The organism is Acidovorax sp. BL-A-41-H1 (genome assembly GCF_051942715.1).
The window spans coordinates 847,984-871,233 of sequence record NZ_JBPVJQ010000003.1 but is presented as its reverse complement, the minus strand read 5'-3'; the positions used below and the strand labels follow the sequence as shown (position 1 = coordinate 871,233).

Here is a 23,250-nt window from a genome sequence, read left to right as displayed (position 1 = left end):
CTCCTGTGAGAGCGCACATTCTTGCGCAGCAGGTCGCCGCCCGGGTTCAGCAGAAACCCGCGGCAGCGCAGCGACAACCTAGACCCCGCCCTCTACGTTTTTAGGAGCGCGCGCCTACACCCTGGCAGCCGTGCAGCGTACAGTCACGGCATGCGTCAGGGGCAGGGAGCTTCTGACAACGCCAACCCCAGCCAACCGGAGGCCACATGGTCAAGAAACTGCAAAAACTCAGCGCCGACAGCAAGAAGAGCAACGCCCAGCTGTCCAGCACCATCAAGGACTCCGCACAGCAGATCTGGCTGGCTGGCCTGGGCGCCTTTTCCAAGGCTCAGGAAGAAGGCGGCAAAGTGTTCGAGTCGCTCGTCAAGGAAGGCCTGACCATCCAGCGCAAGACCCAGGCCGTGGCCGAAGAGCGCATCTCCGAAGCCACCAGCCGCGTGACCAACATGGCCACCGACATTGGCTCCAAGGCCCAGGGCCAGTGGGACAAGCTGGAAACGATTTTTGAAGACCGCGTGGCCAAGGCACTGTCGAAGATGGGCGTGCCCTCTGCGCGTGACCTGCAGGCCCTGAGCGACCGCGTCGATGCGCTGGCCAAGGGCCAGGGCGCCCGCGCCAGCAAGCCCGCAGCCACCAAGCCAGCGGCCAAGGCCCCTGCCCGCAAGGCTGCTGGCAAGGCAGCCACGGCCAAGCCCGCTGCGGTGAAGCCTGCCGCCAAGCCCGCCAGCAAGGCCGCGCCTGCCAAGAAGCCCGCCGCCCGCAAGCCGGCAGCGCGTGCTTCTGCTGCAGCAGCGCCTGCAGCGACCACGCCGTCGGCAAACTGATCGCCCGGCGATTGGTGGGGCCCGTCATCAGGCCCGCCGCTAAAACGGCCGACACGCCCCGCGTGCCGGCCGTTTTTGTTTCGCAGCGCGGCAACGCCCCGCGCTTTCATGACGCAATGCAGCAATTGCGCGTGGGTTAGAGTATCTGGCAGGGATACTCAAAACAACGCCGCAAACCGACGCGAAGGGGACCGCATCCATGGTCAAGAAGGCGCCACGCCGCACCGCTGAACGCATTCTCGAAGTGACGCTCGACCTGTTCAACCGGTTTGGCGAACCGAACGTCTCCACCACCCTGATCTCGGCTGAGTTGCGCATCAGCCCCGGCAACCTGTACTACCACTACCCGGCCAAGGACGAGCTGATCAATGCGCTGTTCGACCGGTACGAAACCGCGCTGAACGAACTGCTGGCCGCCAGCGACGGCGTGCGCAATGTGGAAGACGCCTGGTTCTTCACGCACACCCTTTTCGAGCTGATCTGGCAGTACCGATTCCTGTACCGCGACCTGAACGACCTGCTGTCGAAAAACCGTCGCCTGGAAACGCATTTCCAGACCATCCTGATCAACAAGACCCGCGCCGTGCGCGCGGTGCTCGACGGCATGGGCCGCGCGGGCAGCCTGCACATCGACAGCCGCGAGCTGGAAGCCACCGCCACCAGCATGGTGGTGGTGCTGACCTACTGGCTCAGCTTTGAATATGTGCGCGACCCGCGGCGCGCGCTGGAACCCGACAGCGCACAAGCAGCGCTGGTGCGCGGCGCACACCATGTGCTCAACCTGCTGATGCCCTACCTGGAGGCGGGGCAACGCTTGCACCTGCTGCACCTGGCAGGCGCCTATGCGCCGCGCCCTGCTGAAGGCTGACGCATCGCCAGCACGGCACCACATCACCAGACACCGATTTCCACCACAAGAACGACAGGAGACTCTCCATGGCCAAATGGACCCCTTTCCCGCACGCCGACGAGTACGCTTTTGACGCTGCCGCCGCCAAGAAGCACTGGGCCCGCCTGCACAACGGCGATGCCGAGCCCTGCCCCAAGGATGCCGCCGTACTGAGCGCATGGGCGCTGTTCCACAGCGGTGACTTTGCCGGCGCCACCGCTGCCGGGCTGGCTGCCGGGGGCGCGGGCGTCACGGTGGCCAACAAGGCCACTTCCATCTACGCCAACTACCTGGAGCCCAAGGAGAAGACGCGCCTGGACCTGTTCATGCAGGTCGCCGAGCGCGCCGAAGCCCAGGCCGCCGCCGAGCCCGGCAACGCCAACGCCTGGTACTGGCATGCCTACGCCCTGGGCCGCTACAGCCAGGGCATTAGCGTGGCCAAGGCGCTGGCGCAAGGGCTCGGCGGTAAGGTCAAGGATTCTCTGGAAAAAGCCATCGCGCTGTCGCCCAAGCATGCCGATGCGCGCATTGCCCTGGGCGCGTTCCATGCCGAGGTGATCGACAAGGTGGGCTCGCTGATTGGCGGCATGACCTATGGCGCCAAGAAGGACGTCGGGCTCAAGCTCTTCCAGGAAGCGCTCAAGCTCAACCCCGGGTCGGCCATTGCGATGGTGGAATACGCCAACGCCCTGGTCATGCTGGAAGGCGACAAGAAGATGAAGGAAGCTACGGCTCTGTACGAAAAGGCCGCTGCGTGCGAGCCGGCTGACGCCATGGAGCGGCTGGACGTGGACATGGCACGGGCTGAGCTCGAAGAGGAATAGGTGTACATCCCCCCTGAGGCGCTTCGCGCCTTCCCCCTTCTCTCGAATCACTGCGTGATTCGGGAAGGGGGACGCAGCCCTCGCTGCGGGGCGGCCCTTGCTTGGCTGCTCTGACATTGAGACAGCGCCGGTTGCGAAGGTAGCGACGAAACGGCGTCCCTGAAGGCGGCTCTTCGAACGGTACGCACCTCCCGTTCGGGCTGAGCTTGTCGAGGCATTTCAGGGCGCATCGTCGTGTCTATCCCAGCCCGTGAAAGAGCCTGGTTGGCCCGGCTTTCGTAGCCCAAGAGGCCAAATCGGAACGCCCGCGTTCTGGCACTCGAACGTAGCCCTCAGCCCCCAAACCGCCGCGCGGCAATCTCCAGCAGGCCGTCAAAAATCAGGTTGTCCAGCAGCTCGAACGGACGCGTCATGCTGGGTGCCATCTTCCAGCCTGCGCCGCCGGTCATCAGGCACACGGGCTCTTCGCCGCAGTGCTGGATCACGTGCTGCACCATGCGCTCCACTGCGCCGGCAATGGCATAGGTGCCGCCGCTGGTCAGCGCATCGCTGGTATTGGTGGGGAACATTCGCACCTCGCCGGTGGGTACATGCAGGCCGGCGGTGCCGGATTCGAGCGCGCGCAGCATGATGCCGTGGCCCGGCAGGATGAGGCCGCCCAGAAAGCGCCCCTCGGCATCGATGCATTCGACCGTGACGGCCGTGCCCACCATCACCACCACCAGCGGCCGCGCGGGCCCGCGGGCCAGCACATGGTGGCGCGCGCCGATCATGGCCACCCAGCGGTCCGAGCCCAGGCGCGAGGGGTGGTCGTAGCCGTTGGTCAGGCCCGCCTCGGCGGCAGACGACACCACCCACGACGGCGACACATCCCAGATCTCCATCTGCTCTTCGACGCGGCGCTTGATGGCATCGCCGGCCACCACGCAGCCCAGCATGCGATCGGGCTGCTGCGCCACCTGCGCCCAGCTGCCTTCGGCCAGCTTCTCGATGTTGTCCAGGAACTCTGCGCCTTGGGACAGCAGCAATGCGCCAGGACGGGGGGCGTCGTAGAGCGCCCATTTGAGACGCGTGTTGCCCACGTCGATGGCCAGAAAAGTCATGCGGCGGATTATCCCGAGTTTTGCGCGGCGCGCCTGCGGGCCCGGCGCAAGGCTCATGCAACCGAGCGGGCGCCGTCGCGGCCACTGGAGAGTTGGCGGCATCACCCATCACCGCCGTCCCACCACCCCGGTACCGGCTACATGCCGCCCGCACCCGCCAGATCTGTCAAGAATCGTTTCGCGGGCCTGTCCGACACCCTCGTGCCACGGTTTGGCTCTACAGTGGTCCATTGCGTTTGTTCATCCACTACAGGAGGTATTCCATGGGTCTTTTCACGTTCATCAAGGAAGCTGGCGAGAAGCTGTTTGGCAGCAAGGATGCGCAGGCCGCAACGCCCACGGCTGCAGCGCCGTCCCAACAGGACCTCAATGCCAAGGCGGCCAAGGCCATCGAGGCCTACATCGCCTCGCAGAACCTGGGCGCGAGCAATGTGCAGGTGGCTTTTGACGGCACGCAGGGCAAGGTCACCGTCAAGGGCACGGCACCCACGCAGGGCGCCAAGGAAAAAGTCACCCTGTGCTGCGGCAATGTGGCGAGCGTGACCAGCGTCGAGAACCTGATGGACGTGACCACCCCCGAGCCCGAAGCCCAGTACCACGACGTGGTGCGCGGCGACACGCTGTCGGCCATTGCCAAGAAGTTCTATGGCGATGCCAACAAGTACCCTGCCATCTTCGAGGCCAACAAGCCCATGCTGAGCCACCCCGACAAGATCTACCCCGGCCAGAAGCTGCGGATTCCACCGCTGGCCAAGTAAACAGCGTTTTGGGGTCAAAACGGCCGGTAGCCCCCCGTTTTGATTGCCTTGGTTGCTATGCTTTTTAAAGCAACCTAGTTCTGCCGCCAGGGCAGTCCCTGAAAGCGCCAGCCGCCGCGACGCCCGCGGTGGCCCTCGGTGTCCGCATCGCCCTCAAACCCTTCGAGGATATTGAAGGCCTCGATGCCCAGTTCGGTGGCACGCCGGGCCGCGGCAATGGAGCGCACGCCACTGCGGCACAGCAGCACCGCACGGCCACCCTGCGGCACGGCGGCGGTGATCTGCGCATCGAACGCGGCGTTCATTGCCATGCCGGGCCACTGCTTCCAAGCCACCGGCACGGCGCCGGGCACAAAACCCACCCATTCGCGCTCGGCGTCGCTGCGCACGTCGATCAGGACGGCCTCGCCCGCCTGCACCCACTGCCAGGCCTGCTGGGGGGTGATATCGCCGGCATAGCCCTCGGCAGGGGACACATGGGATGGAGTGACAGACATCAGAAGCTCTCCTTGGTGATCAGCGAATGGTCATGGTCGTCAACGGGCGCCCATTTTTTACCGCGTTGCGTGCGGCGCGGTGCAGCGCCATGCGCAACTGGCAACGATAAGGCACAGCCGCGCGCACCATGCTGCTCATGCCCAGCCCATGCCCAGGGCCACTCTGCCGCCCCGCAGCACTGCAGCACGGCTCGACACCCCTACTCCCACGGCGGCACCGGTTCCTTGCGCAGATGCCTGCGCAGGTCGGCATAGTCGGGCACCACGGTGGCCACGGTGTCCCAGAAGCGCGGGCTGTGGTCCATCACGCGCAGGTGGGCCAGCTCGTGCACCACCACGTAGTCGATGATGGCCGGGCGGTAGTGCAGCAGCCGCCAGTTCAGGCGGATGGAGCCGTCGGACTTGGCACTGCCCCAGCGCGTCTGCGCGCTCGATAGCCGCAGGCTGGCCCACTGCACACCCAGCTGCGGCGCAAAGTGGTTCAGCCGCTCGGTGAAGTGGCGCTTGGCGTCGCGCATCAGCCAGGCCTGCACGGCATCGCGGATCTGCGCCGGGCTGGCGCTGTGCGGCAGGCCGATGTGCAGGGCGCGCCGGACACCTTGCACGGCGGATATTTCGGGCTTTGCGGCTTCGTGCGACGGTGTGGCCGCAGGCTCGGCCGCTGCATCCAGGTCGACCAGCGCCCCGCCCTTGCCCGCAAACCGGTGGCCCGGGTCCAGCACCACGCGCAGCGGCTCGCCCAGGTACGGCAGCTCGGCCCCATCGGCCCACACGACCCGGTCGCCCTGCAGCCGCTCATGGCGCTCGCGCGTTTCCGACAGCTTGCGAAGAATCCAGTCGGCCTTGCCGCGCAGCGCCGCATCGACCGCCCCGAGAGTGACCCAGCTGGGCGCGCGCACCGACAGACCATCCGTCCCCACGGTGAAGCCGATGGTGCGGCGGCGTGCGCGCTGCAGCGCATAGGCCACCACGGCATCGCCCAGCAGGACCTCGCGGTTGGCTTTGGGGTGGCGGAACTCGGCGGGGGACAGCAGTGACGGCAGTGGCGCTGCGGGGAGCGCCGGTCGTGCCAAGGTCTTGTTTGCTATGCCTTCAATAGCATTCGGGGATGTATCTTCCTGGACTTGCGGCCGATTTGACCTGAAAACCTGTTCTGAAGGCCCGCCCACCGCCACCGGCGGCGCAGCCGGCGTGGACGGCGCTGGCGGATCGAATAGGTCCAGCGCCAGTTGCACCAGTCGCTGCATCACGCTGGCCTCACCCGTTTGCGTTCAGCTGCCGTCCGCGGCGCGCGGTGCTCGCGCCGCGACAGGCGCGGGGTAGGCATCCGGATCCAGGCGGCGCATCTCGGCCTCGATCCAGTCTTCCACCTCGCGCATCAGCTCCTCGGGCTGGCGGCCGGTGCTGGGGATGGGCTTGCCGATGGACACCTCGACCACGCCCGGGCGCTTGATGAACGCCTTGCGCGGCCACGCCTTGGCGGACGTGACCGCGATGGGAATCACCGGTGCGCCGGTATCGATCGCCAGGCGCGTGCCGCCGGTCTTGTACGTGCCCTTTTGCCCGCGCTCGATGCGCGTGCCCTCGGGGAACATGATGATCCAGATGCCCTTGGCCAGCAGGTCCTTGCCTTGCTGCACCACCTTGTTGAAGGCCTGCGCGCGCTGGTTGCGGTCGATGTGGATCATGTCGAGCCGGCCGATGGCCCAACCAAAGAACGGTACGTGCAGCAGCTCCTTCTTGAACACGTACGCCAGGGGGTGCGGCATGATCACCGGCATCAGAAACGTCTCATACGTGGACTGGTGTTTGACCAGCAGGATGGCGCCCTCGTTCACGCCCTGCGGCAGGTTTTCCATGCCGATGATGTGGGGGCGAATGCCCAGCACCACCCGCGCGCCGCTGATGCACAGCGACAGCCACGCCCGCGCAATGCGGTACAGCGGCAGGCCCCGCACCCCCAGCAGCGTGCCCAGCATGATGGCCAGCGCATACGGCACCACGGTGATGCCCATCCAGATGAGGTGAATGACAGAGCGGATGAAAGCCATGGATTTTGAGTGTTTTATGCCTCTGGCGCTTGAATTACATGCACCAGACGCTATGAAATGGATATCAAACTGATTGAAGGTCCATCAGGCCGGCACCGGCGGCCTGGAACCAGGCGCGGTCGGAAGAAGGCGGCTTGCAAAATCGCCCAGGCTGGCGTGCATGCGGGTGCCGGGCGGCACACCAGCTGGCAGCGCGGTCGCTGCGGCATCCACGTCTGCCGAGCGGCCCGTGCACACCAGGTGCAGCTGTGCGCCCAGGGTTGCGCCCGCCTGCAAATGGGCGGCACAGCTGCCCACCACCTGGACCTCGGAACGCTCGGCGCCATAGCGCTCGCAGATCTGCTCCAGCAGGCCCGGCGCCGGCTTGCGGCACGTGCACTCCTCGTCCGCCGCGTGCGGGCAGTAAAAGACGGCGTCGATACGCCCGCCCAGCGCAGCGAGCTGCCGGTGCATCTTGGCGTGGATGGCGTTGAGCGCCACCACGTCAAACAGCCCGCGCCCCAGCCCCGGCTGGTTGGTGGCCACCACCACATGCCAGCCCGCATGGTTGAGCCGCGCGATGGCCTCCAGCGCGCCAGGCACGGGCGTCCACTCCTCGGGCGAGGTGATGTACTCGTCGCCCAGCGGGTTGAGCGTGCCGTCGCGGTCGAGGATGGCGAGTTTCATGGGGCGTGTCCCGGAGTAAGGCGCCAGTGTGGCACGCCGGTGCCGTCAGGCCACCAGGCGCGACAAGTCGGCCACGCGGTTCATGGCCTTGTGCAGGCTCTTGAGCAGGCCCTGGCGGTTCAGGCGCAAGTCCAGCTGCTCGGCGTTGACCATCACGTCGTCAAAAAACGCATCCACCGGCGCGCGCAGCACGGCCAGGGTCTGCAGGCTGGCTGTGTAGTCGCCGGCGTCGTACTGCGCATCGGCCTCGGGCACAAAGCGCTGCAGCGCGACGAACAGGTCTTTTTCAGCCTGCTCGGCCAGCAGCGCGGGGTTGACGTGGGCATCCACCGGACCTTCGACTTCAGCCTTTTTCAGGATGTTACCCACGCGCTTGTTGGCAGCGGCCAGGGCCGGAGCTTCGGGCAGCGAGGCGAAGGCGCGCACGGCGGCCAGCTGCTTTTCGATCAGGGCCAAGCGCTGCGGGCGCAGGGCCAGCACGGCGTCGACTTCCTGGGCGCTGTAGCCTTGCTCGCGCAGGCTGCCGGCCAGGCGGTCGTAGATGAAATCAGCCAGCGCGGCAGACGCGTCGGTGATCTTGTCGCCGAAGGCAGGCACGGCACCAGCCAGCAGCGCGCTCAAGTCCAGCGGCAGGTCTTTTTCAACCAGCATGCGGATCACGCCCAGCGCATGGCGACGCAGCGCAAACGGGTCGCGGTCGCCGGTGGGCAGGTTGCCGATGCCGAACATGCCCACCAGGGTTTCGAGCTTGTCAGCCAGCGCCACCACCACGCCCGCCATGTTGCGCGGCAGGGCGTCGCCCGCAAAGCGGGGCTTGTAGTGGTCTTCAATGGCGTGGGCCACGGTTTCGCCCAGGCCGTCGTTCAGGGCGTAGTAGCCGCCCATGATGCCCTGCAGCTCGGGGAACTCGCCCACCATGTCGGTCACGAGATCGGTCTTGGCCAGTTGCGCGGCCTTGTCGGCGTCCTGCACCAGTTGCGCATCGCCCAGCTGCGTTGCAATCGCCTTCGCGATGGCCCGCACGCGCTCCACGCGCTCGCCCTGCGTGCCCAGCTTGTTGTGGTATACGACCTTGCCCAGGCCTTCGACGCGCGAGGCCAGCGTCTTCTTGCGGTCCTGGTCGAAGAAGAACTTTGCGTCGGCCAGGCGCGGGCGCACCACGCGCTCGTTGCCGCCGGTCACAAAGCTGGTGTCTTCGGGGCTGATGTTGCTGACCACCAGGAACTTGTTGGTCAGCTTGCCAGCGGCGTCCAGAAGCGGGAAGTACTTCTGGTTGGCCTTCATCGTGAGGATGAGGCACTCCTGCGGCACGCCCAGGAATTGCTCTTCGAACTGGCAGATGACCACGTTGGGCCGCTCGACCAGCGCGGTGACTTCGTCGAGCAATGCCTCGTCTTCAATGGGGCGGGCGCCGTTGCCGACCTTGGCGGCGGCAGCAGCCAGCTGGCGCGCGATTTCGGCCTTGCGCTCGGCAAACGATGCGATCACGGCACCGTCCTTGCGCAGCGTGGCGGCGTAGCTGTCGGCGTCCGCCAGCACCACGGGCGACACGGCGGCTTCAAAGCGGTGGCCCTGCGTGCTGTTGCCAGCCGTGAGGCCCAGCGCCTTGACGGGCACCACGGTGCTGCCATGCAGCGCCACCAGGCCGTGCGCGGGGCGCACAAAGTTCACACTGGTCCAGCCGGGCAGCTCGCAGTCGGTTTCGAGCTGGTAGCTCATGACCTTGGGGATGGGCAGCTTGGCGATAGCTTCATCCAGGGCCTTTTGCAGGCCTGCCTGCAGCGTCGCGCCGGGCACCACGCTGTCGTAGAACAGCGCCTCCGCCTTGCCGTCCTGCGCGCGCTTCAGTGCGGCCACGGCGGCTGCCGGGTCAGACACATCCGCACCCAGCGCCTGCAGCTTTTTCAGCAGGGCGGGCGTGGCGTTGCCGTCAGCCTGAAGGCCTACGGTCACGGGCATCAGCTTTTGCTGCACGGCTTTGTCGGCCGCCTTGTCGGCCACAGCCGTCACATGCGCGGCCAGGCGGCGGGGCGAGGCAAAGGGCGTCACGGCCGATGCTGCGGTGGCAAGGCCCAGAGCCTTGAGCTGGTCGGCCAGCACAGTCGCGAAGGCATCGCCCAGTTTCTGCAGCGCCTTCGGGGGCAGCTCTTCCACAAACAGTTCAACGAGGAGATTTTGGGTGGTCATGGGATCGATCAGCTCAAAGACGGCGTGACCGCGCTGTAGTGCAGCACGGTGGGAAAGGGGTCGTAGAAATGGTGCAGCAGCGTGCGCCATTCCTGGTATTGGGCAGAGCCGCGAAAGCCCTCGGTATGGTCCTGCAGCGTGGCCCAGCGCACCAGCAGCACGTACTGGTGGTCGTCTTCCAGGCAGTGCTGCAGCTCGTGCCCCAGGTAGCCGGGCATGGACGCAATGATGCGCTGCGCCTGCGCAAAGGCCTGCTCAAACGCGGCCGTCTGGCCGGGCTTGATCTGCAGGGTGGCAATCTCGAGAATCATCAGGCGGCCTTTTTGGCCGTGGGGGCCATCTGCTCGACCCACTCGCGCGGAGCCATGGGGAAGCCCAGGCGCTCGCGGCTTTCGTAGTAGCTTTGCGCCACGCTGCGGGCCAGGTTGCGGATGCGGCCGATGTACGCAGCGCGCTCCGTCACGCTGATGGCGCCGCGCGCATCCAGCAGGTTGAAGCTGTGCGCCGCCTTGAGCACCTGCTCGTACGCGGGCAGGGCCAGTTGCTGCTCCATGAGGTACTTGGCCTGCTTTTCGTGCGCGTTGAAGGCGGTGAACAGAAAGTCGGCGTCCGAGTGCTCGAAGTTGTAGGTGGACTGCTCCACCTCGTTTTGCTTGTACACGTCGCCGTAGCTCAGGGTGTCGGTCCACTTGAGGTTGTAGACGTTGTCCACGCCCTGCAGGTACATGGCCAGGCGCTCCAGGCCGTAGGTGATTTCGCCGGTGGCGGGCTTGCAGTCGATGCCGCCCACTTGCTGGAAATAGGTGAACTGCGTCACCTCCATGCCGTTGAGCCACACCTCCCAGCCCAGGCCCCAGGCGCCCAGAGTGGGGTTCTCCCAGTCGTCTTCCACAAAGCGGATGTCGTTCTTCTTGAGGTCAAAGCCCAGGGCTTCGAGGCTGCCCAGATACAGCTCCAGGATGTTGGCTGGCGCGGGCTTGAGCACCACCTGGTACTGGTAGTAGTGCTGCAGGCGATTGGGGTTCTCGCCGTAGCGGCCGTCCTTGGGGCGGCGGCTGGGCTGCACGTAAGCAGCCTTCCAGGGCTCGGGGCCGATGGCGCGCAGGAAGGTGGCGGTGTGCGAGGTGCCTGCGCCCACTTCCATGTCATAGGGCTGCAAAAGCGCGCAACCCTGCGCGTCCCAGTAGGACTGCAGCTTCAGGATGATTTGCTGGAAGGTCAACATGGTCAGAAATGGTGGGCACTGGCAAGCCAGGCCGAACTTGGAAGTGTGGAAACAGGGACTGCGGCGCACCGACATCGGCGGCCCCGCAGAAGCCGCGCGCAATGGAGAACACGCAAACCGTTGATTTTACGGCGCCGCCGCAGGCCGCCCGCCATGTGGCACAGCGGCCAGCCGCCCATGAAAAAAGGCCGGAGCCCTTTTGGAGCCCCAGCCTTCCCAACCAGCCACGCAAGCGGTAAGCCGTTGCGCACCAGTGACCACCGTTTCAGGCAGCCTGTCGGCGCACATGTAGTGCGCCAAGTTCTCTCAAATACTCTCCGCGCCAGATGGGCCCATGCCCGCATCAACGAGCGCTGCCTGTGCCAGCGCCCCCGCGCAAGGGCCGCCCCGCCGCGCTGGGGGCGTCCCCCCCAGGGGGGAAGGCGCGAAGCGACTCAGGGGGGGATCAATACTCCCAGAAGATCCGCTGCAGTTCCTTGCTGTCATTCGTCCGGGTCAGCGCCACCATCGCCAGAATGCGGGCCTTTTGCGGGCGCAGGTCGTGGGCCACCACCCAGTCATACTTGTCATCGGGCTGCTCGGCATTGCGCAGCACAAAGCCATCGGGCACGCGGGCCGAACGGACGATCTGCACGCCCTGGCCGCGCAGGGTCTTGAGCGATTCGACCGCTTGCGCCGCCACCGAGCCGTTGCCGGTGCCCGCATGCACCAGCGCCTTCACACCGGCCTTGCCATAAGCCTCGATGCCGGTCGTATTCATGTTGGCGTAGCCGTACACGATGTCCACGGCGGGCAGCGCCTTGATGTCGTCGATGTTGAACTCGGATTGCGTGGTGTGGCGCTTGACCGGGGCGCGGAACCAGTAGTTCTTGCCCTCGACCACCATGCCCAGCGGGCCCCACTGGCTCTTGAAGGCCTCGGTCTTGATGTTGATGGACTTGCTTACATCGCGGCCGGTCTGGATTTCGTCGTTCATGCTGACGAGCACACCCTTGCCGGCGGCATCCTTGCTGGCGGCCACGCCCACCGCGTTATAGAGGTTCAGCGCGCCGTCGGCCGACAGGGCCGTACCGGGGCGCATGGAGCCCACCACCACGATGGGCTTGGACGTGCGCACCACCAGGTTCAGGAAGTACGCGGTTTCTTCCAGCGTGTCGGTGCCGTGGGTGATGACGATACCGTCCACATCCTGCTGCTTGGCCAGGGCCGAAACGCGCTGCCCCAGCTTGAGCAGGTGGTCGTTGGTGAAGCTCTCAGAGGCGATCTGGAAGACCTGCTCGCCCGTGACCTTGGCCACGTTGGCCAGCTCGGGCAGGCCAGCCAGCAGCTTGTCGACCGGCACCTTGGCGGCAGCGTAGGTGGCGCTGTTGGCTGCCGATGCACCGGCGCCAGCAATGGTGCCCCCGGTGGCCAGCACGACCACATGGGGCTTGGCCGCCTGGGCCAGCGCCACAGACGACAGGGCCGAGAACACCACGCCCGCAAACCAGCGGCGCGTGATGGACGTTGAAGAAGAAGCAAAAGACAGGTGCATGAACGAGGTCTCCGGTTTTTTGTGCGCGGCGCCCGCGGATGGCGGGACGCCCGGCGCCGCCCTGTTGAGGCGGTGCCGGATGGTATGAGACATCCAGACACAATCGGATGGAATAATCGCTGCATGCCTATGAGCGAAATTCACATCTCAGCTGCCGCGTGATAACGCACCCATTGCCATGAACCTGCGCCAGCTTGAAGTCTTCCAGGCCGTTTTCCAGACTGGCAACATGAGCGCTGCAGCGCGCCTGCTGTGCATCACCCCGTCGGCCGTGAGCAAGGCGGTGGCACATACCGAGCTGCAACTGGGCTACCGCCTGTTTGTGCGCACCCCGGCCGGTCTCACGCCCACGCCCGAGGCACAGGTGCTGGCATCGGAATCCACTGGCATCTACCGCCAGCTCGATGCCTTGAAGCGCACTGCCCGCAACCTGGCTACCAGCGATTCGGGCGATGTGCGGCTGGCAGCCATTCCTTCGGTGAGCCACGAGTTTTTGCCGCGCCTGCTGCATCAGCACGCGGCGCAGCACCCGCAGGTGGGGGTGGAGGTGCGCACCCTGCACCAGGACCAGATGACGCAGGCGCTGCTCACGCGCAGCGTGGACTTTGGGCTGGGTTTCTTCAAGCACCCGCACCCGCAGGTGGGCAGCGAACTGCTGGTGAGCGGACGCATGTACCTGGCTGTGGCGCCCGCGCTGTGGAGCCGCGCGCCGCGTGCCGCCACGCCCGCCGCGCGCCTCGCCCGCGTACCCGTGATCCGCCTCGTGGGCGACGATCCGATGCGGCAGGCCATTGACGACCTGGCCCAGCGCATGGCCGCGCCGGACGGCCCGGGCGTGCAGGTGCAGACCTCGCGCCTGGCGCTGGAACTCGTGAAGCTGGGCATGGGCTGGACGGTAGTGGACTTTTTCACCGCTGCCCGTCTGGACCCGGCGCAGTTCGTCACGCTGGAGCTGCATGAGCTGCCGCCCATGTCGCTCTACAGCTACCAGGCCCGCGCGCATCCGCCGGGCCTGCACGCCACGCGCATGCTGGCGATGCTGCCGGGGCTGCTGCACTCTGCGCTCTCGCCGCGAACGCCTGCCGCAGAAAAGAAAAACCCGCCTCCGCGTTAGCGGGGCGGGCTCACGACCGAGGCGCAAGGCGCGCCAGCAGATCGCTCAGTCTGTCCAGCGGCGCAGCACCAGGCTGGCGTTGGTGCCGCCAAAGCCGAAGCTGTTGGACAGCACCGTGGTCAGCTGCGCATCGCGCGTTTGGGTGACCAGCGGCATGTCGCCCAGCGCCGCGTCGGGCGTTTCAACATTGGCCGACCCCGCAATGAAGCCCTTGTTCAGCATGATCATGCAGTAGATGGCTTCCTGCACGCCGGTCGCGCCCAGCGAGTGGCCGGTGAGCGACTTGGTGGACGAGAACGGGGGCACCTTGTCGCCAAACAGCGCACGCATGGCGCGTACTTCCTGCATGTCGCCCACGGGGGTGGAGGTGCCGTGGGTGTTGATGTAGTCGATGGGGGCATCGAGCCCCTCCATCGCTTGCTGCATGCAGGCAATGGCGCCGTCGCCGGAGGGGGCCACCATGTCTTCGCCGTCGCTGGTGGCGCCAAAGCCCACCACCTCGGCCAGGATGTTGGCGCCACGGGCCAGGGCATGCTCCAGGCTTTCCAGCACCACGGCACCGCCGCCGCCGGCAATCACGAAGCCATCGCGGTTGGCGTCGTAGGCGCGCGAGGCTTTCTCGGGCGTTTCGTTGTACTTGCTCGACATGGCGCCCATGCCGTCAAACAGCAGCGACATGCCCCAGCTCAGCTCTTCGCCACCGCCCGCAAACATCACGTCCTGCACGCCCCAGGCGATCTGCTGCGCAGCTGCGCCAATGCAGTGGGCCGAGGTGGAGCAGGCCGAAGTGATGGAGTAATTGATGCCCTTGACCTTGAAGTTGGTGGCCAGGCAGGCAGACACTGTGCTGCTCATGCAGCGCGTGACCTGATAGGGCCCCACGCGGCGGATGCCCTTTTCGCGCAGCGTGTCGGCCGCTTCGATCTGGTTGGCGGGCGAGCCGCCGCCCGAGCCCATGATGAGCCCGGTGCGCGGGTGGCTCACCTGCTCAGGCGTGAGGCCGGCCTGCGCGATGGCGTCTTCCAACGCAATCTGGGCATAGGCCGCCGCATCGCCCATGAAACGCAGCTGCTTGCGGTCGATGCGCGCTTCGATGTCGATCTCGGGTGCGCCGCCCACCTGGCTGCGCAGGCCCAGTTCCTTGAACTTTTCCACGGCCTTGATGCCGCTGGTGCCCGCGCGCAGCGCGGCTTCCACGGTGGCCAGGTCGTTGCCAATGCACGAGACGATGCCCGCGCCGGTGATGACTACGCGCTTCTTGGAGGTCATGCTGCGTCCTTGCCGTCTTCCTCGCGCTTGAACAGGCCCACACGCAGGTCGTTGGCTACATAGATTTCCTTGCCATCGGCCAGCAGGCGGGCATCGCCAATGGCCATGACCAGCTTGCGCTTGATGACGCGCTTGATGTCGATTTCGTAGGTGACCAGCTTCACATCAGGGCCCACCTCGCCGGTGAACTTGACCTCGCCTGCACCCAATGCGCGACCACGGCCCGGCAGCTGCAGCCAGGTCAGGTAAAAGCCGATCAGCTGCCACATGGCATCCAGCCCCAGGCAGCCGGGCATGACCGGGTCGCCCTGGAAGTGGCAGGCAAAGAACCACAGGTCCGGTTTCACGTCGAGTTCGGCGCGGATCATTCCCAGCCCGTGGGCACCGCCATCGCCGTCGATGTGCGTGATGCGGTCGAACATCAGCATGGGCGGCAGCGGCAGGCGGCCACTGTCGGCGCCGAACAACCGGCCTTCGCCCGAGGCAATCAGTTGTTCGTAGGAAAAGGAATCAGCCATCTTCAATCGTGCTCCAGAACCGCGGTGTACCCGCTTGAATTCATCATTTTTCGACCGCAAGCCCCCGCCTGCGGGGCTCCATTATCAAGGCATAGGGAGCCGCCTCTAAACACGGGGCGGCGCAGGCACCCGCGGGGCCGGGCCGGGTGCCTGACCTGGATCAATGTCCACGCCCCCGGCGCCCCCTTGCAGCGCGGGCGGCGAACATCGCCCCCGCCAGCGCCAGTACCCCCAGGGCCCACAGCGGCCACAGCCCCCACCGGGATACCCACCATGCGTAAGGCGTGATCGCCCAGCCGCTGGCGGCATCCACTCCGCGGCCGTGCACCTCGGCCCGCAGCACACCGCGTGTGTGGCGCTGCAATGCGTGGGTGACCACGCCGCGGTGGTCGATGACGGCGGTGGCACCGGTGTTGGTGGCGCGCACCATCGGCCGCTCGAACTCCATCGCCCGCATGCGGCTGATGTGCAGGTGCTGGTCGATGGCCAGCGAATCGCCAAACCAGCCGATGTTGCTGAAGTTGAGCAGCACTGTGGGGGCCTGCGCCGGGTCGATGAAGCGCGCACCGATTTCTTCACCAAAGAGATCCTCATAGCAGATGTTGGGCGCAATACGCTGCCCTTTCCACTCAAATGAAGGCTGCCCCACCGCACCGCGGTTGAAGTCGCCCAAGGGGATGTTCATCATGGCCGTGAACCACCGGAAGAAAGGTGGGATGAATTCGCCAAAGGGCACCAGATGGTGCTTGTCGTACCGGTAGGCCGATGCCGCATCGCCCTGCCCCGGGCCCATGCCCAGCACCGAGTTGGTGTAGCCCTGCGCCTCGTCCCCCATGGGGATGCCCAGCAACACGGCGCGGCCCGACTGTGCAAAGTGCACGCCAATGCCTTCGAGGTAGCCGGGTATCAGCTGCTGGGGCAAGAGCGGAATGGCGGTTTCGGGGGCCACCACCAGGTCGGCCGTGGCGGCCTTGAGGGTGTCGGCATACCACTTGAGCGCCAGGGGCACGCCGCTGCCGGGCTGGAACTTCTCATCCTGCGGGATGTTGCCCTGCAGCAGCTCCAGCGTAAGGGGCGCGGCAGCGGGGGCTGCAGGTGTGTGGCACAGCTCGACTGCGCAGTGGCGCTGCACGGCCGCCGCACCCCACACCGCCACCAGCCCGACCGCCAGGGCCCAGGCCCGCGCGCTGCGCAGATGCGCGGGGCGGCACTCCACCAGCAGCATGGCCAGCGCTGCTGCCACCGCGCCCACGCCGTACACGCCCACGCTGCGCGCCAGCACACCCAGAGGTCCATCCACATGGGCGTAGCCCACAGCGCCCCACGGGAAGCCCGTCCACCACGTGGCGCGCGCCAGCTCGGCCAGCATCCAGAATGCTCCGAAAACGATAGCTGATAAGGCACGATTGACGGGGGCCAGGCTGCAAAAAAGCCCCAAAACGACTGCGTAGTAGCTGCCCAGGAAGGCGGCCAGCCCCAGTACCGCAGCCACCGCCAGCGGCGCCGCCAGCCCGCCGTAGGTATGCATCGATATGAACAGCCACCAGAACGTGCCCGCGAGCCAGGCGGTTGCAAATATGCCGCCCAGCAGAGCCCCGCGCCGAAACGGCGCCGCGTGCCGCTGTGCGTGTAGCAGCAGCGCGGCCAGCACCATCATCGAGAGCATCTGTAGCCACCACAGCGGCCGCCCTGTGCCCGGCCACGCCAAGGATGCGGCCTGGGCCAGACCCGCGACCAGCGCCAGCGCGCACTGCAGGGTCAACGGCAGCCCCGCCAGGGATCGGCTGCGCGCCATCAGCCGTCAGCGCTGGTGTCGTCGACCCGCGATACCTTGAACCAGCGCACCGATCCGCCCTTGGCATGGAGCACCACAAACTGCAGCCCGCCGAGCTGCACCAGTTCGCCGCGGCGCGGCAGGTGGCCCATCTCGTGGGCAATCAACCCGCCGATGGTGTCGAAATGCGCATCGGGGTCGCTGCCCTGCAAGGTCACTTCAAACGCTTCGGCCACGCGCTCCACCGGCGTGTCGCCGCTCACGCGGTAGGTGCGGTCGGCCAGGCCGAAGATGTCGCCGTTGTCCTCGGGAATGTCGAACTCGTCCTCGATCTCGCCCACGATCTGTTCGAGCACGTCTTCGATGGTGACGAGGCCCGCCACGCGGCCGAACTCATCGATGACGATGGCCAGGTGGTTGCGGTTGCCGCGGAATTCGCGCAGCAGGTCGTTCAGGCCCTTGCTCTCGGGCACGAACACCGCCGGGCGCAGCAGCGCGCGGATGTTCAGCTCAGGCGCCCGCTGCAGCTTGAGCAGGTCCTTGGCCATCAGGATGCCGATGATGTTGTCACGCTCGCCCTGGTAGACCGGAAACCGCGAATGCGCGGTGGTGATCACCAGATGCAGCAGGTCTTCAAAGGGCGCGTCGATGTTGACCAGATCCATGCGCGGGGTGGCCACCATCACGTCGCGCGCGCTCATGTCGGCCATGCGGATGACACGCTCGAGCATCACGCGGGATTCGGCGCCGATGACGTCGTTGTCTTCGGCATCGGCCAGGGTTTCGATGAGCTCTTCCCGGGAATCAGGCCCCGGGTGAATGAACTCGGCCACTTTTTGCAGGAAGGTGCGCTTGTCTTCCCGTTCGGGCGGTCGCCCGGGGTGCGCGGGGTGCGGGTCAGACACTGGAGTGCACGACGTGCGGTAGTGAATCAGGCCCCTAGGATAGCGGATCGCCATGACAGGGTGCCGTCAGACGCGGACTGCACGTCCCGCGGCTACCACGCTGCCCTGCCTGACGCGGCAGGGCGCCCCAAAGGCGGGACTACTCCGCGGACTTGTGGCGGGCGTCCTGCACGCCGCTGCGCACTTCCTGCACGCTGGCCAGGAAATCCCAGAACTGCTTGGCCTGCCGCTTGAGCTGGTAGTCCACCTCGGCAATCTGCTGCTCGACCATCTCGGTCATGCGCGTATCCAGGCTGGCGGGCGGGAGTTGCAGGTAAGCCTCTGATTCGGACCCGTCGCGGCGCACGGTGGCACCCGCATTGCGGGCAATCTTGAGCATGGCCGTGTTTTCCGACAGCGCATGGATGAACACCATGTTCACGCCCTCGTTGCGGGCGTGCATTACCGCGCGCTCGAACAGCCGGGCACCAAAGCCACGGCCGCGTGCCTGCTTGAGCACCGACACGCCAAACTCTGCACAGTGCTTGTGCTCGGGGTGCTCGGAAAACGCCAGGTGCGCCATCGCAATGAGTTCGAGGCGGCGGTTGTAAATGCCAAAAATTTCGTCGCGGTCAAAGTCCAGCTGCTCGGCGTAACGGCGGATCTGCTCGTCATTGGCGGCGTAGCCAAAGCGCAGGTAGCGGTCGGCAGGCTCGAGCTGCAGCAGGTGCTGCGTGATCCGCTCGCGGTACGAGGGACCCAGGGAACGGATGGGAACCATCACGGGAGCCTCCTTTGACCGTTCGCCCTCATCCGAGGCACGGGCCGTCACAGGGTGCAAGAGGCCCCTGCCGGCTTCCCAGGAGGCCTTGAACCAGTCTTTTGTTGCGATCATGGCTCGAAATATAAGGGTTATCCCTGATCATTTCCAGACCTGCTTGCTGCACTGCAACAATTTAGTGAGGGGGCTCCATTGGGGCATAAATCGGCCTCCGGGCTGGGTGCTCATTGGGTTTGCGCTATGAAATGCGAAGCGCATCAAGTAGTTCTACCTACCGCATGCGGCGCCCGCAGTCCGTGTCGGCGGGCCGCGCGACCCGAGAGATCGCAGGGTATCGCCCGAGGCCGCGCAGATCAACCCTGCGGCACCTCAACCTTGTTGCCCATGCGACCCGACGCCGACACACCCACGCCCCGGCCAGAGCAAGCAAGCATGACCCACGCCGCGCTACACCGGCACAGCCGTGGTCGCCTTCACCCGGTCCAGCACAAAGCTGGTCTTGCAGTCCTGCACGCTCGGGTGCTTGAGCAGGGTGTCCATGATGAAACGGCTGTAGTGCGCCATGTCGGCCACCACCACGCGCAGGAGGTAGTCCATTTCGCCGGTGAGGGACGCGCATTCCACCACCTCGGGCCAGGTCTGCACGCTGGCGCGAAACAGGTCCATGGGGTTGCGTTTGTGACTTTCGGTGTGCTTTTCGAGCCGCACGTTCAGGTAGGCCGTGAGGCCCAGGCCCACGGCCTCGGGCGGCACGAGGGCCACGTAGCGGCTGATGATGCCGGCCTCTTCGAGCCGCTTGACGCGGCGCAGCACGGCACTGGGCGACAGGCCCACCTGCTCTCCGATCACGTCGTAGGTTTCACGGCCATTGTCTTGCAGGCGGCGCAGGATGGCTTTGTCCAGCTTGTCGAGTGCGTTGATCGGTTGCATGACGCAGGATATTACGAATTATGGAAAAAGGCGCGCTTGCCCCGCAGCATGCCCGGGTATGTCCTGATGGTGACAGCGCCGCCTCCGCAGAAAAAATAGTGCTCGCAAAAACGCACGGTCGTTCGTTTTTGCGAGCATAAAAAACCACATTAACGGAGACAACGACATGACCGGATTTTTGAGCCGCTTTCTGCGGCGCCTTGCGCTGGCAGCCACGGCAGGGCTTTTGCTGCTGGGGGCCAGCGCCCATGCCCAAACCGGCTATACCCAGACGCGCTACCCCATCGTGCTGGTGCATGGCCTGTTCGGCTTCGACTCAGCCCTGGGCATCGATTACTTCTACGGCATCCCGGATGCGCTGCGCCAGGGCGGCGCGCGGGTTTACGTGGCACAGGTGTCTGCTGCCAACAGCACCGAGGTGCGCGGCGAGCAGCTGCTGGCCCAGGTGAAGACCATCCTGGCCATCACCGGCGCGCAAAAGGTCAACCTGGTGGGCCATTCGCACGGCGGCCCCACCACGCGCTACGTGGCGGGCGTGGCGCCACAGCTGGTGGCATCGGTCACGTCGATCGGCGGCGTCAACCGCGGATCGCGCGTCGCTGACATCCTGCGCGGCGTGGCGCCTGCAGGCTCGGTATCTGAAGCCGTGGCCAGCGCCGCCGCCAAGGCCCTGGTCGGCCTGATCAACCTCACCTCTGGCGGCAGCGGCCTGCCCCAGATGCCCACCGCAGCGCTTGATTCGCTCACCACCGCAGGTTCGGCCAAGTTCAACACGCGCTTTCCGCAGGGCGTTCCCACATCCGGCTGCGGCGGCGGGGCTGAGCTGGTCAACGGCGTGCGCTACTACTCATGGACAGGCACCCTGCCCCTGACCAACGTGCTGGACGCCAGCGACGGTCTGCTCAGCGTGATGAGCCTGGTGTTCGGCGAAGCCAATGACGGCCTGGTGTCGGCCTGCTCATCGCGCCTGGGCCGCCACCTGGGTGACTACCGCCAGAACCATCTGGACGAAGTCAACCAGCTGCTGGGCCTGCGCGACTGGTTCTCGACCGACCCCGTCACGCTGTACCGCCAGCACGCCAACCGCCTGAAGGCGCAGGGCCTGTAATCCGTGGCCAGCACCCGCGCTTTCGCCGCCGGCTTGGCGCTGGTGGCGGCCGCGGCCGGCCTGGCCTGGTGGCTGGGCCTGCGCGAACCCTCTGGTGCGGATGTGGGCACCCTGCCGGCGGGGGCGTCTTCGGCCATGCCAGGGATGGCGGGGAGCAACGGCGGCAACGCCGCGCCGCGCCGGCCCATGGAAGACAGCTTTTTTGCCGCGCGCCGCAGCGCCAGCCCCGGCCAGGCCACCGACCCCCTGCTGATGCACGGCCTGCGCGACACGCTGGAAGCGCTCCTGATGGAAGCGCAGGACGGCGAAGTGACCGACCCGGCCATGCTCAAGGCCCGGCTGGCGGCGCTGGCCGGCAAACATTTCCCGGCCGACCTGGTGCCGCGCGCGCTCGCCTTGGCGGGCCGCTACGTGGACTACCGCGTGGCCCTGGGGCAGCTGCGCACCCCCAAAGATGCCACCACCGACCCCGGCGCGCTGCGCGAAGCGCTGGAGGCGCGCCACAAGGTGCGCCAGCAATTCTTTGATGGCGACGAATACGACGCCCTGTTTGCCCGCGAGGCGGACCTGGACCGCTACACGCTGGCCCGGCTGGAGATAGCGCGCAACACCGCGCTCACGCCAGAGCAGCGGGCCAAAGCCCTGCGCGATGCCGAGGCCGAACTGCCCGCAGACCGCCGGGCCGAGCGCAGCGCAGCCACCGCACACCTGGACGCCGCCGCACAGACCGCCGCGTTCAACGCCCAGAACACCGACGACCCCACGCGCCACGCCACCCGCGCCGCCCAGTACGGCGAAGCGGCCGCGCAAGCCATGGCCCAGCTCGACCGGGAAGAACGCCATTGGCAGCAGCGCCTGGACCAGTACAGCCAGGCCCGCGCCGCGCAGGGCGAAGGTGCGGCGCTCGAGCAACTGCGCCACCAGCTGTTCTCCAGCGAAGAGCAGCAGCGCGTGGATGCTGCGCTGGCCCTGCGGCGCACGCAGGCCGGCTCCTGACCGCAGCGCCCACCGATTGCGTCGCTGCAGCTGCGCAGCGCGCAGGATTTGCGCCACCCATTGATGATTCGCAACAATCCTGCAAATCAGCACCCGAAGGCTCTTGATTTCGCCCAAAACATGAGGCAGGCCGCGCCTAAAGTCCGAGACATTCATCCATCCATCACGAATGCCGGAGACAACCCCATGACCGCCGCCCTGCCGCAACAAGCCGCCGCCCAGATCGAAGCCTGGGACAACCCCATGGGCCTGATGGGGTTCGAGTTTGTCGAATTCACCTCGCCCACGCCCGGTGTGCTCGAAAACGTATTTGAAAAGCTGGGCTTCACGCTGGTGGCTCGCCACCGCTCCAAGGACGTGGTGCTGTACCGCCAGAACGGCATCAACTTCATCATCAACCGCGAGCCCCACAGCCAGGCGGCCTACTTTGGCGCCGAGCATGGTCCCTCGGCCTGCGGCCTGGCGTTTCGCGTAAAAGACGCGCACAAGGCCTACAAGCGCGCGCTGGAGCTGGGCGCCCAGCCCATCGAGATCCCTACCGGCCCCATGGAGCTGCGCCTGCCTGCCATCAAGGGCATTGGCGGCGCGCCCCTGTACCTGATCGACCGCTTTGAAGACGGCAAGTCGATCTACGACATCGACTTTGAATTCATCGAAGGCGTGGACCGCCGCCCCGCGGGCCATGGCCTGAACGAAATCGACCACCTCACGCACAACGTGTACCGCGGCCGCATGGGCTTCTGGGCAGGCTTTTATGAAAAGCTGTTCGGCTTCCGCGAGATCCGCTACTTCGACATCCAGGGCGAATACACGGGCCTGACCTCCAAAGCCATGACCGCGCCCGACGGCAAGATCCGCATCCCGCTGAACGAAGAGTCCAAGCAGGGCGGCGGGCAGATCGAAGAGTTTTTGATGCAGTTCAACGGCGAAGGCATCCAGCACATCGCGCTGATCTGCGACGACATCCTGGCCACCGTGGACAAACTGGGCCTGGCCGGTGTGCCCACCGCCCCGGCGCCCAACGACATCTACTACCAGATGCTCGAAACCCGCCTGCCCGGCCACGGCCAACCCGTGGGCGAGCTGCAGTCGCGCGGCATTCTGCTCGACGGCACCACGGCCGACGGCACGCCGCGTCTGCTGCTGCAGATCTTCTCGACCCCCATGCTGGGCCCCGTGTTCTTTGAATTCATCCAGCGCAAGGGCGACTACCGCGATGGCTTTGGCGAAGGCAACTTCAAGGCGCTGTTCGAATCGCTGGAGCGGGACCAGATCGCCCGCGGCGTGCTCGACACCACGAAGTAAACGGAGCAGACGC

At 66.2% G+C, this 23,250-nt stretch carries 23 protein-coding genes; 8 read left to right on the top strand and 15 right to left on the bottom strand.

Annotated features, from left to right (window positions below; genetic code table 11):
* Positions 1 to 206: 206 nt before the first annotated feature.
* The 3 genes from ACTPOI_RS04965 (at position 207) to ACTPOI_RS04955 (ending at position 2,537) form a co-directional block, all read left to right on the top strand.
* Positions 207 to 824 (top strand): phasin family protein, encoded by a 618-nt coding sequence (locus ACTPOI_RS04965; RefSeq protein WP_440106994.1) that lies wholly within the window; start codon positions 207 to 209, stop codon positions 822 to 824.
* A 199-nt stretch (positions 825 to 1,023) separates the two neighbouring features.
* On the top strand, positions 1,024 to 1,692 hold the full coding sequence (locus tag ACTPOI_RS04960) for a TetR/AcrR family transcriptional regulator (RefSeq protein ID WP_440106992.1): 669 nt from the start codon (positions 1,024 to 1,026) through the stop codon (positions 1,690 to 1,692).
* Between the two features lie 68 nt (positions 1,693 to 1,760).
* Positions 1,761 to 2,537 carry a hypothetical protein gene (locus ACTPOI_RS04955; RefSeq protein WP_440106990.1) on the top strand — a complete coding sequence of 259 codons (777 nt, stop codon included), beginning with the start codon at positions 1,761 to 1,763 and terminating at the stop codon, positions 2,535 to 2,537.
* A 332-nt stretch (positions 2,538 to 2,869) separates the two neighbouring features.
* On the opposite strand, the gene ACTPOI_RS04950 is transcribed toward ACTPOI_RS04955, so the two are convergent.
* The gene (locus ACTPOI_RS04950) at positions 2,870 to 3,640 is read right to left on the bottom strand and encodes a type III pantothenate kinase (protein ID WP_440106988.1); all 771 of its coding nucleotides are present in this window, start codon (positions 3,638 to 3,640) and stop codon (positions 2,870 to 2,872) included.
* 263 nt (positions 3,641 to 3,903) lie between these two features.
* Between ACTPOI_RS04950 and lysM the strand changes: the two genes are divergently transcribed.
* Positions 3,904 to 4,398 (top strand): peptidoglycan-binding protein LysM, encoded by a 495-nt coding sequence (lysM, locus tag ACTPOI_RS04945; RefSeq protein ID WP_440106986.1) that lies wholly within the window; start codon positions 3,904 to 3,906, stop codon positions 4,396 to 4,398.
* A gap of 74 nt (positions 4,399 to 4,472) precedes the next feature.
* Here lysM and ACTPOI_RS04940 read toward each other — a convergent pair whose 3' ends face one another.
* From ACTPOI_RS04940 to ACTPOI_RS04905, 8 genes are all read right to left on the bottom strand, one after another.
* Positions 4,473 to 4,895 carry a rhodanese-like domain-containing protein gene (locus tag ACTPOI_RS04940; RefSeq protein ID WP_440106984.1) on the bottom strand — a complete coding sequence of 141 codons (423 nt, stop codon included), beginning with the start codon at positions 4,893 to 4,895 and terminating at the stop codon, positions 4,473 to 4,475.
* A 200-nt stretch (positions 4,896 to 5,095) separates the two neighbouring features.
* Positions 5,096 to 6,142, bottom strand: coding sequence for a M48 family metallopeptidase (locus ACTPOI_RS04935; RefSeq protein WP_440106982.1), 1,047 nt, complete (start codon positions 6,140 to 6,142; stop codon positions 5,096 to 5,098).
* Positions 6,143 to 6,166: 24 nt separating this feature from the next.
* Positions 6,167 to 6,946: a lysophospholipid acyltransferase family protein gene (locus ACTPOI_RS04930; protein WP_440106980.1), complete on the bottom strand. Its 780-nt coding sequence runs from the start codon at positions 6,944 to 6,946 to the stop codon at positions 6,167 to 6,169.
* 84 nt (positions 6,947 to 7,030) lie between these two features.
* Complete coding sequence (gmhB, locus tag ACTPOI_RS04925) at positions 7,031 to 7,612, bottom strand: D-glycero-beta-D-manno-heptose 1,7-bisphosphate 7-phosphatase (protein WP_440106977.1); 582 nt, start codon at positions 7,610 to 7,612, stop codon at positions 7,031 to 7,033.
* Between the two features lie 45 nt (positions 7,613 to 7,657).
* On the bottom strand, positions 7,658 to 9,799 hold the full coding sequence (gene glyS, locus ACTPOI_RS04920; RefSeq protein ID WP_440106975.1) for a glycine--tRNA ligase subunit beta: 2,142 nt from the start codon (positions 9,797 to 9,799) through the stop codon (positions 7,658 to 7,660).
* Positions 9,800 to 9,807: 8 nt separating this feature from the next.
* Entirely contained in the window at positions 9,808 to 10,110 is a 303-nt protein-coding gene (locus ACTPOI_RS04915) for an antibiotic biosynthesis monooxygenase family protein (protein ID WP_440106973.1), read from the bottom strand.
* A complete protein-coding gene (gene glyQ / locus ACTPOI_RS04910; protein WP_300474139.1) occupies positions 10,110 to 11,024 on the bottom strand; it encodes a glycine--tRNA ligase subunit alpha in 915 nt (304 codons plus the stop codon). The genes ACTPOI_RS04915 and glyQ overlap by 1 nt, the downstream gene beginning before the upstream one ends.
* Before the next feature lie 445 nt (positions 11,025 to 11,469).
* Entirely contained in the window at positions 11,470 to 12,558 is a 1,089-nt protein-coding gene (locus ACTPOI_RS04905; RefSeq protein ID WP_440106970.1) for a type II asparaginase, read from the bottom strand.
* A 178-nt stretch (positions 12,559 to 12,736) separates the two neighbouring features.
* Here ACTPOI_RS04905 and ACTPOI_RS04900 point away from each other — a divergent pair, with 178 nt between their 5' ends.
* The gene (locus tag ACTPOI_RS04900; protein WP_440106968.1) at positions 12,737 to 13,672 is read left to right on the top strand and encodes a LysR family transcriptional regulator; all 936 of its coding nucleotides are present in this window, start codon (positions 12,737 to 12,739) and stop codon (positions 13,670 to 13,672) included.
* A 45-nt stretch (positions 13,673 to 13,717) separates the two neighbouring features.
* Here the strand turns inward: ACTPOI_RS04900 and fabB are convergent, their stop codons facing one another.
* From fabB to ACTPOI_RS04870, 6 genes are all read right to left on the bottom strand, one after another.
* Positions 13,718 to 14,941: a beta-ketoacyl-ACP synthase I gene (gene fabB / locus ACTPOI_RS04895; protein WP_440106966.1), complete on the bottom strand. Its 1,224-nt coding sequence runs from the start codon at positions 14,939 to 14,941 to the stop codon at positions 13,718 to 13,720.
* Entirely contained in the window at positions 14,938 to 15,459 is a 522-nt protein-coding gene (gene fabA, locus ACTPOI_RS04890) for a 3-hydroxyacyl-[acyl-carrier-protein] dehydratase FabA (protein WP_069106530.1), read from the bottom strand. Before fabA ends, fabB begins: the two co-directional genes overlap by 4 nt.
* Positions 15,460 to 15,619: 160 nt before the next feature.
* Complete coding sequence (gene lnt / locus ACTPOI_RS04885; RefSeq protein WP_440106964.1) at positions 15,620 to 17,254, bottom strand: apolipoprotein N-acyltransferase; 1,635 nt, start codon at positions 17,252 to 17,254, stop codon at positions 15,620 to 15,622.
* On the bottom strand, positions 17,254 to 18,138 hold the full coding sequence (locus ACTPOI_RS04880) for an HlyC/CorC family transporter (RefSeq protein ID WP_440106962.1): 885 nt from the start codon (positions 18,136 to 18,138) through the stop codon (positions 17,254 to 17,256). The genes lnt and ACTPOI_RS04880 overlap by 1 nt, the downstream gene beginning before the upstream one ends.
* Positions 18,139 to 18,277: 139 nt before the next feature.
* Positions 18,278 to 19,012 carry an N-acetyltransferase family protein gene (locus tag ACTPOI_RS04875; RefSeq protein WP_440106960.1) on the bottom strand — a complete coding sequence of 245 codons (735 nt, stop codon included), beginning with the start codon at positions 19,010 to 19,012 and terminating at the stop codon, positions 18,278 to 18,280.
* A 333-nt stretch (positions 19,013 to 19,345) separates the two neighbouring features.
* A complete protein-coding gene (locus ACTPOI_RS04870; protein ID WP_069104681.1) occupies positions 19,346 to 19,828 on the bottom strand; it encodes an Lrp/AsnC family transcriptional regulator in 483 nt (160 codons plus the stop codon).
* A gap of 166 nt (positions 19,829 to 19,994) precedes the next feature.
* Here ACTPOI_RS04870 and ACTPOI_RS04865 point away from each other — a divergent pair, with 166 nt between their 5' ends.
* The 3 genes from ACTPOI_RS04865 to hppD all read left to right on the top strand — a co-directional run bounded on the left by ACTPOI_RS04865 (position 19,995) and on the right by hppD (position 23,237).
* The gene (locus tag ACTPOI_RS04865) at positions 19,995 to 20,936 is read left to right on the top strand and encodes a lipase family alpha/beta hydrolase (RefSeq protein ID WP_440106958.1); all 942 of its coding nucleotides are present in this window, start codon (positions 19,995 to 19,997) and stop codon (positions 20,934 to 20,936) included.
* A 3-nt stretch (positions 20,937 to 20,939) separates the two neighbouring features.
* A complete protein-coding gene (locus tag ACTPOI_RS04860) occupies positions 20,940 to 21,932 on the top strand; it encodes a lipase secretion chaperone (protein WP_440106956.1) in 993 nt (330 codons plus the stop codon).
* 186 nt (positions 21,933 to 22,118) lie between these two features.
* Complete coding sequence (gene hppD / locus ACTPOI_RS04855) at positions 22,119 to 23,237, top strand: 4-hydroxyphenylpyruvate dioxygenase (protein ID WP_440106954.1); 1,119 nt, start codon at positions 22,119 to 22,121, stop codon at positions 23,235 to 23,237.
* Positions 23,238 to 23,250: the final 13 nt, after the last annotated feature.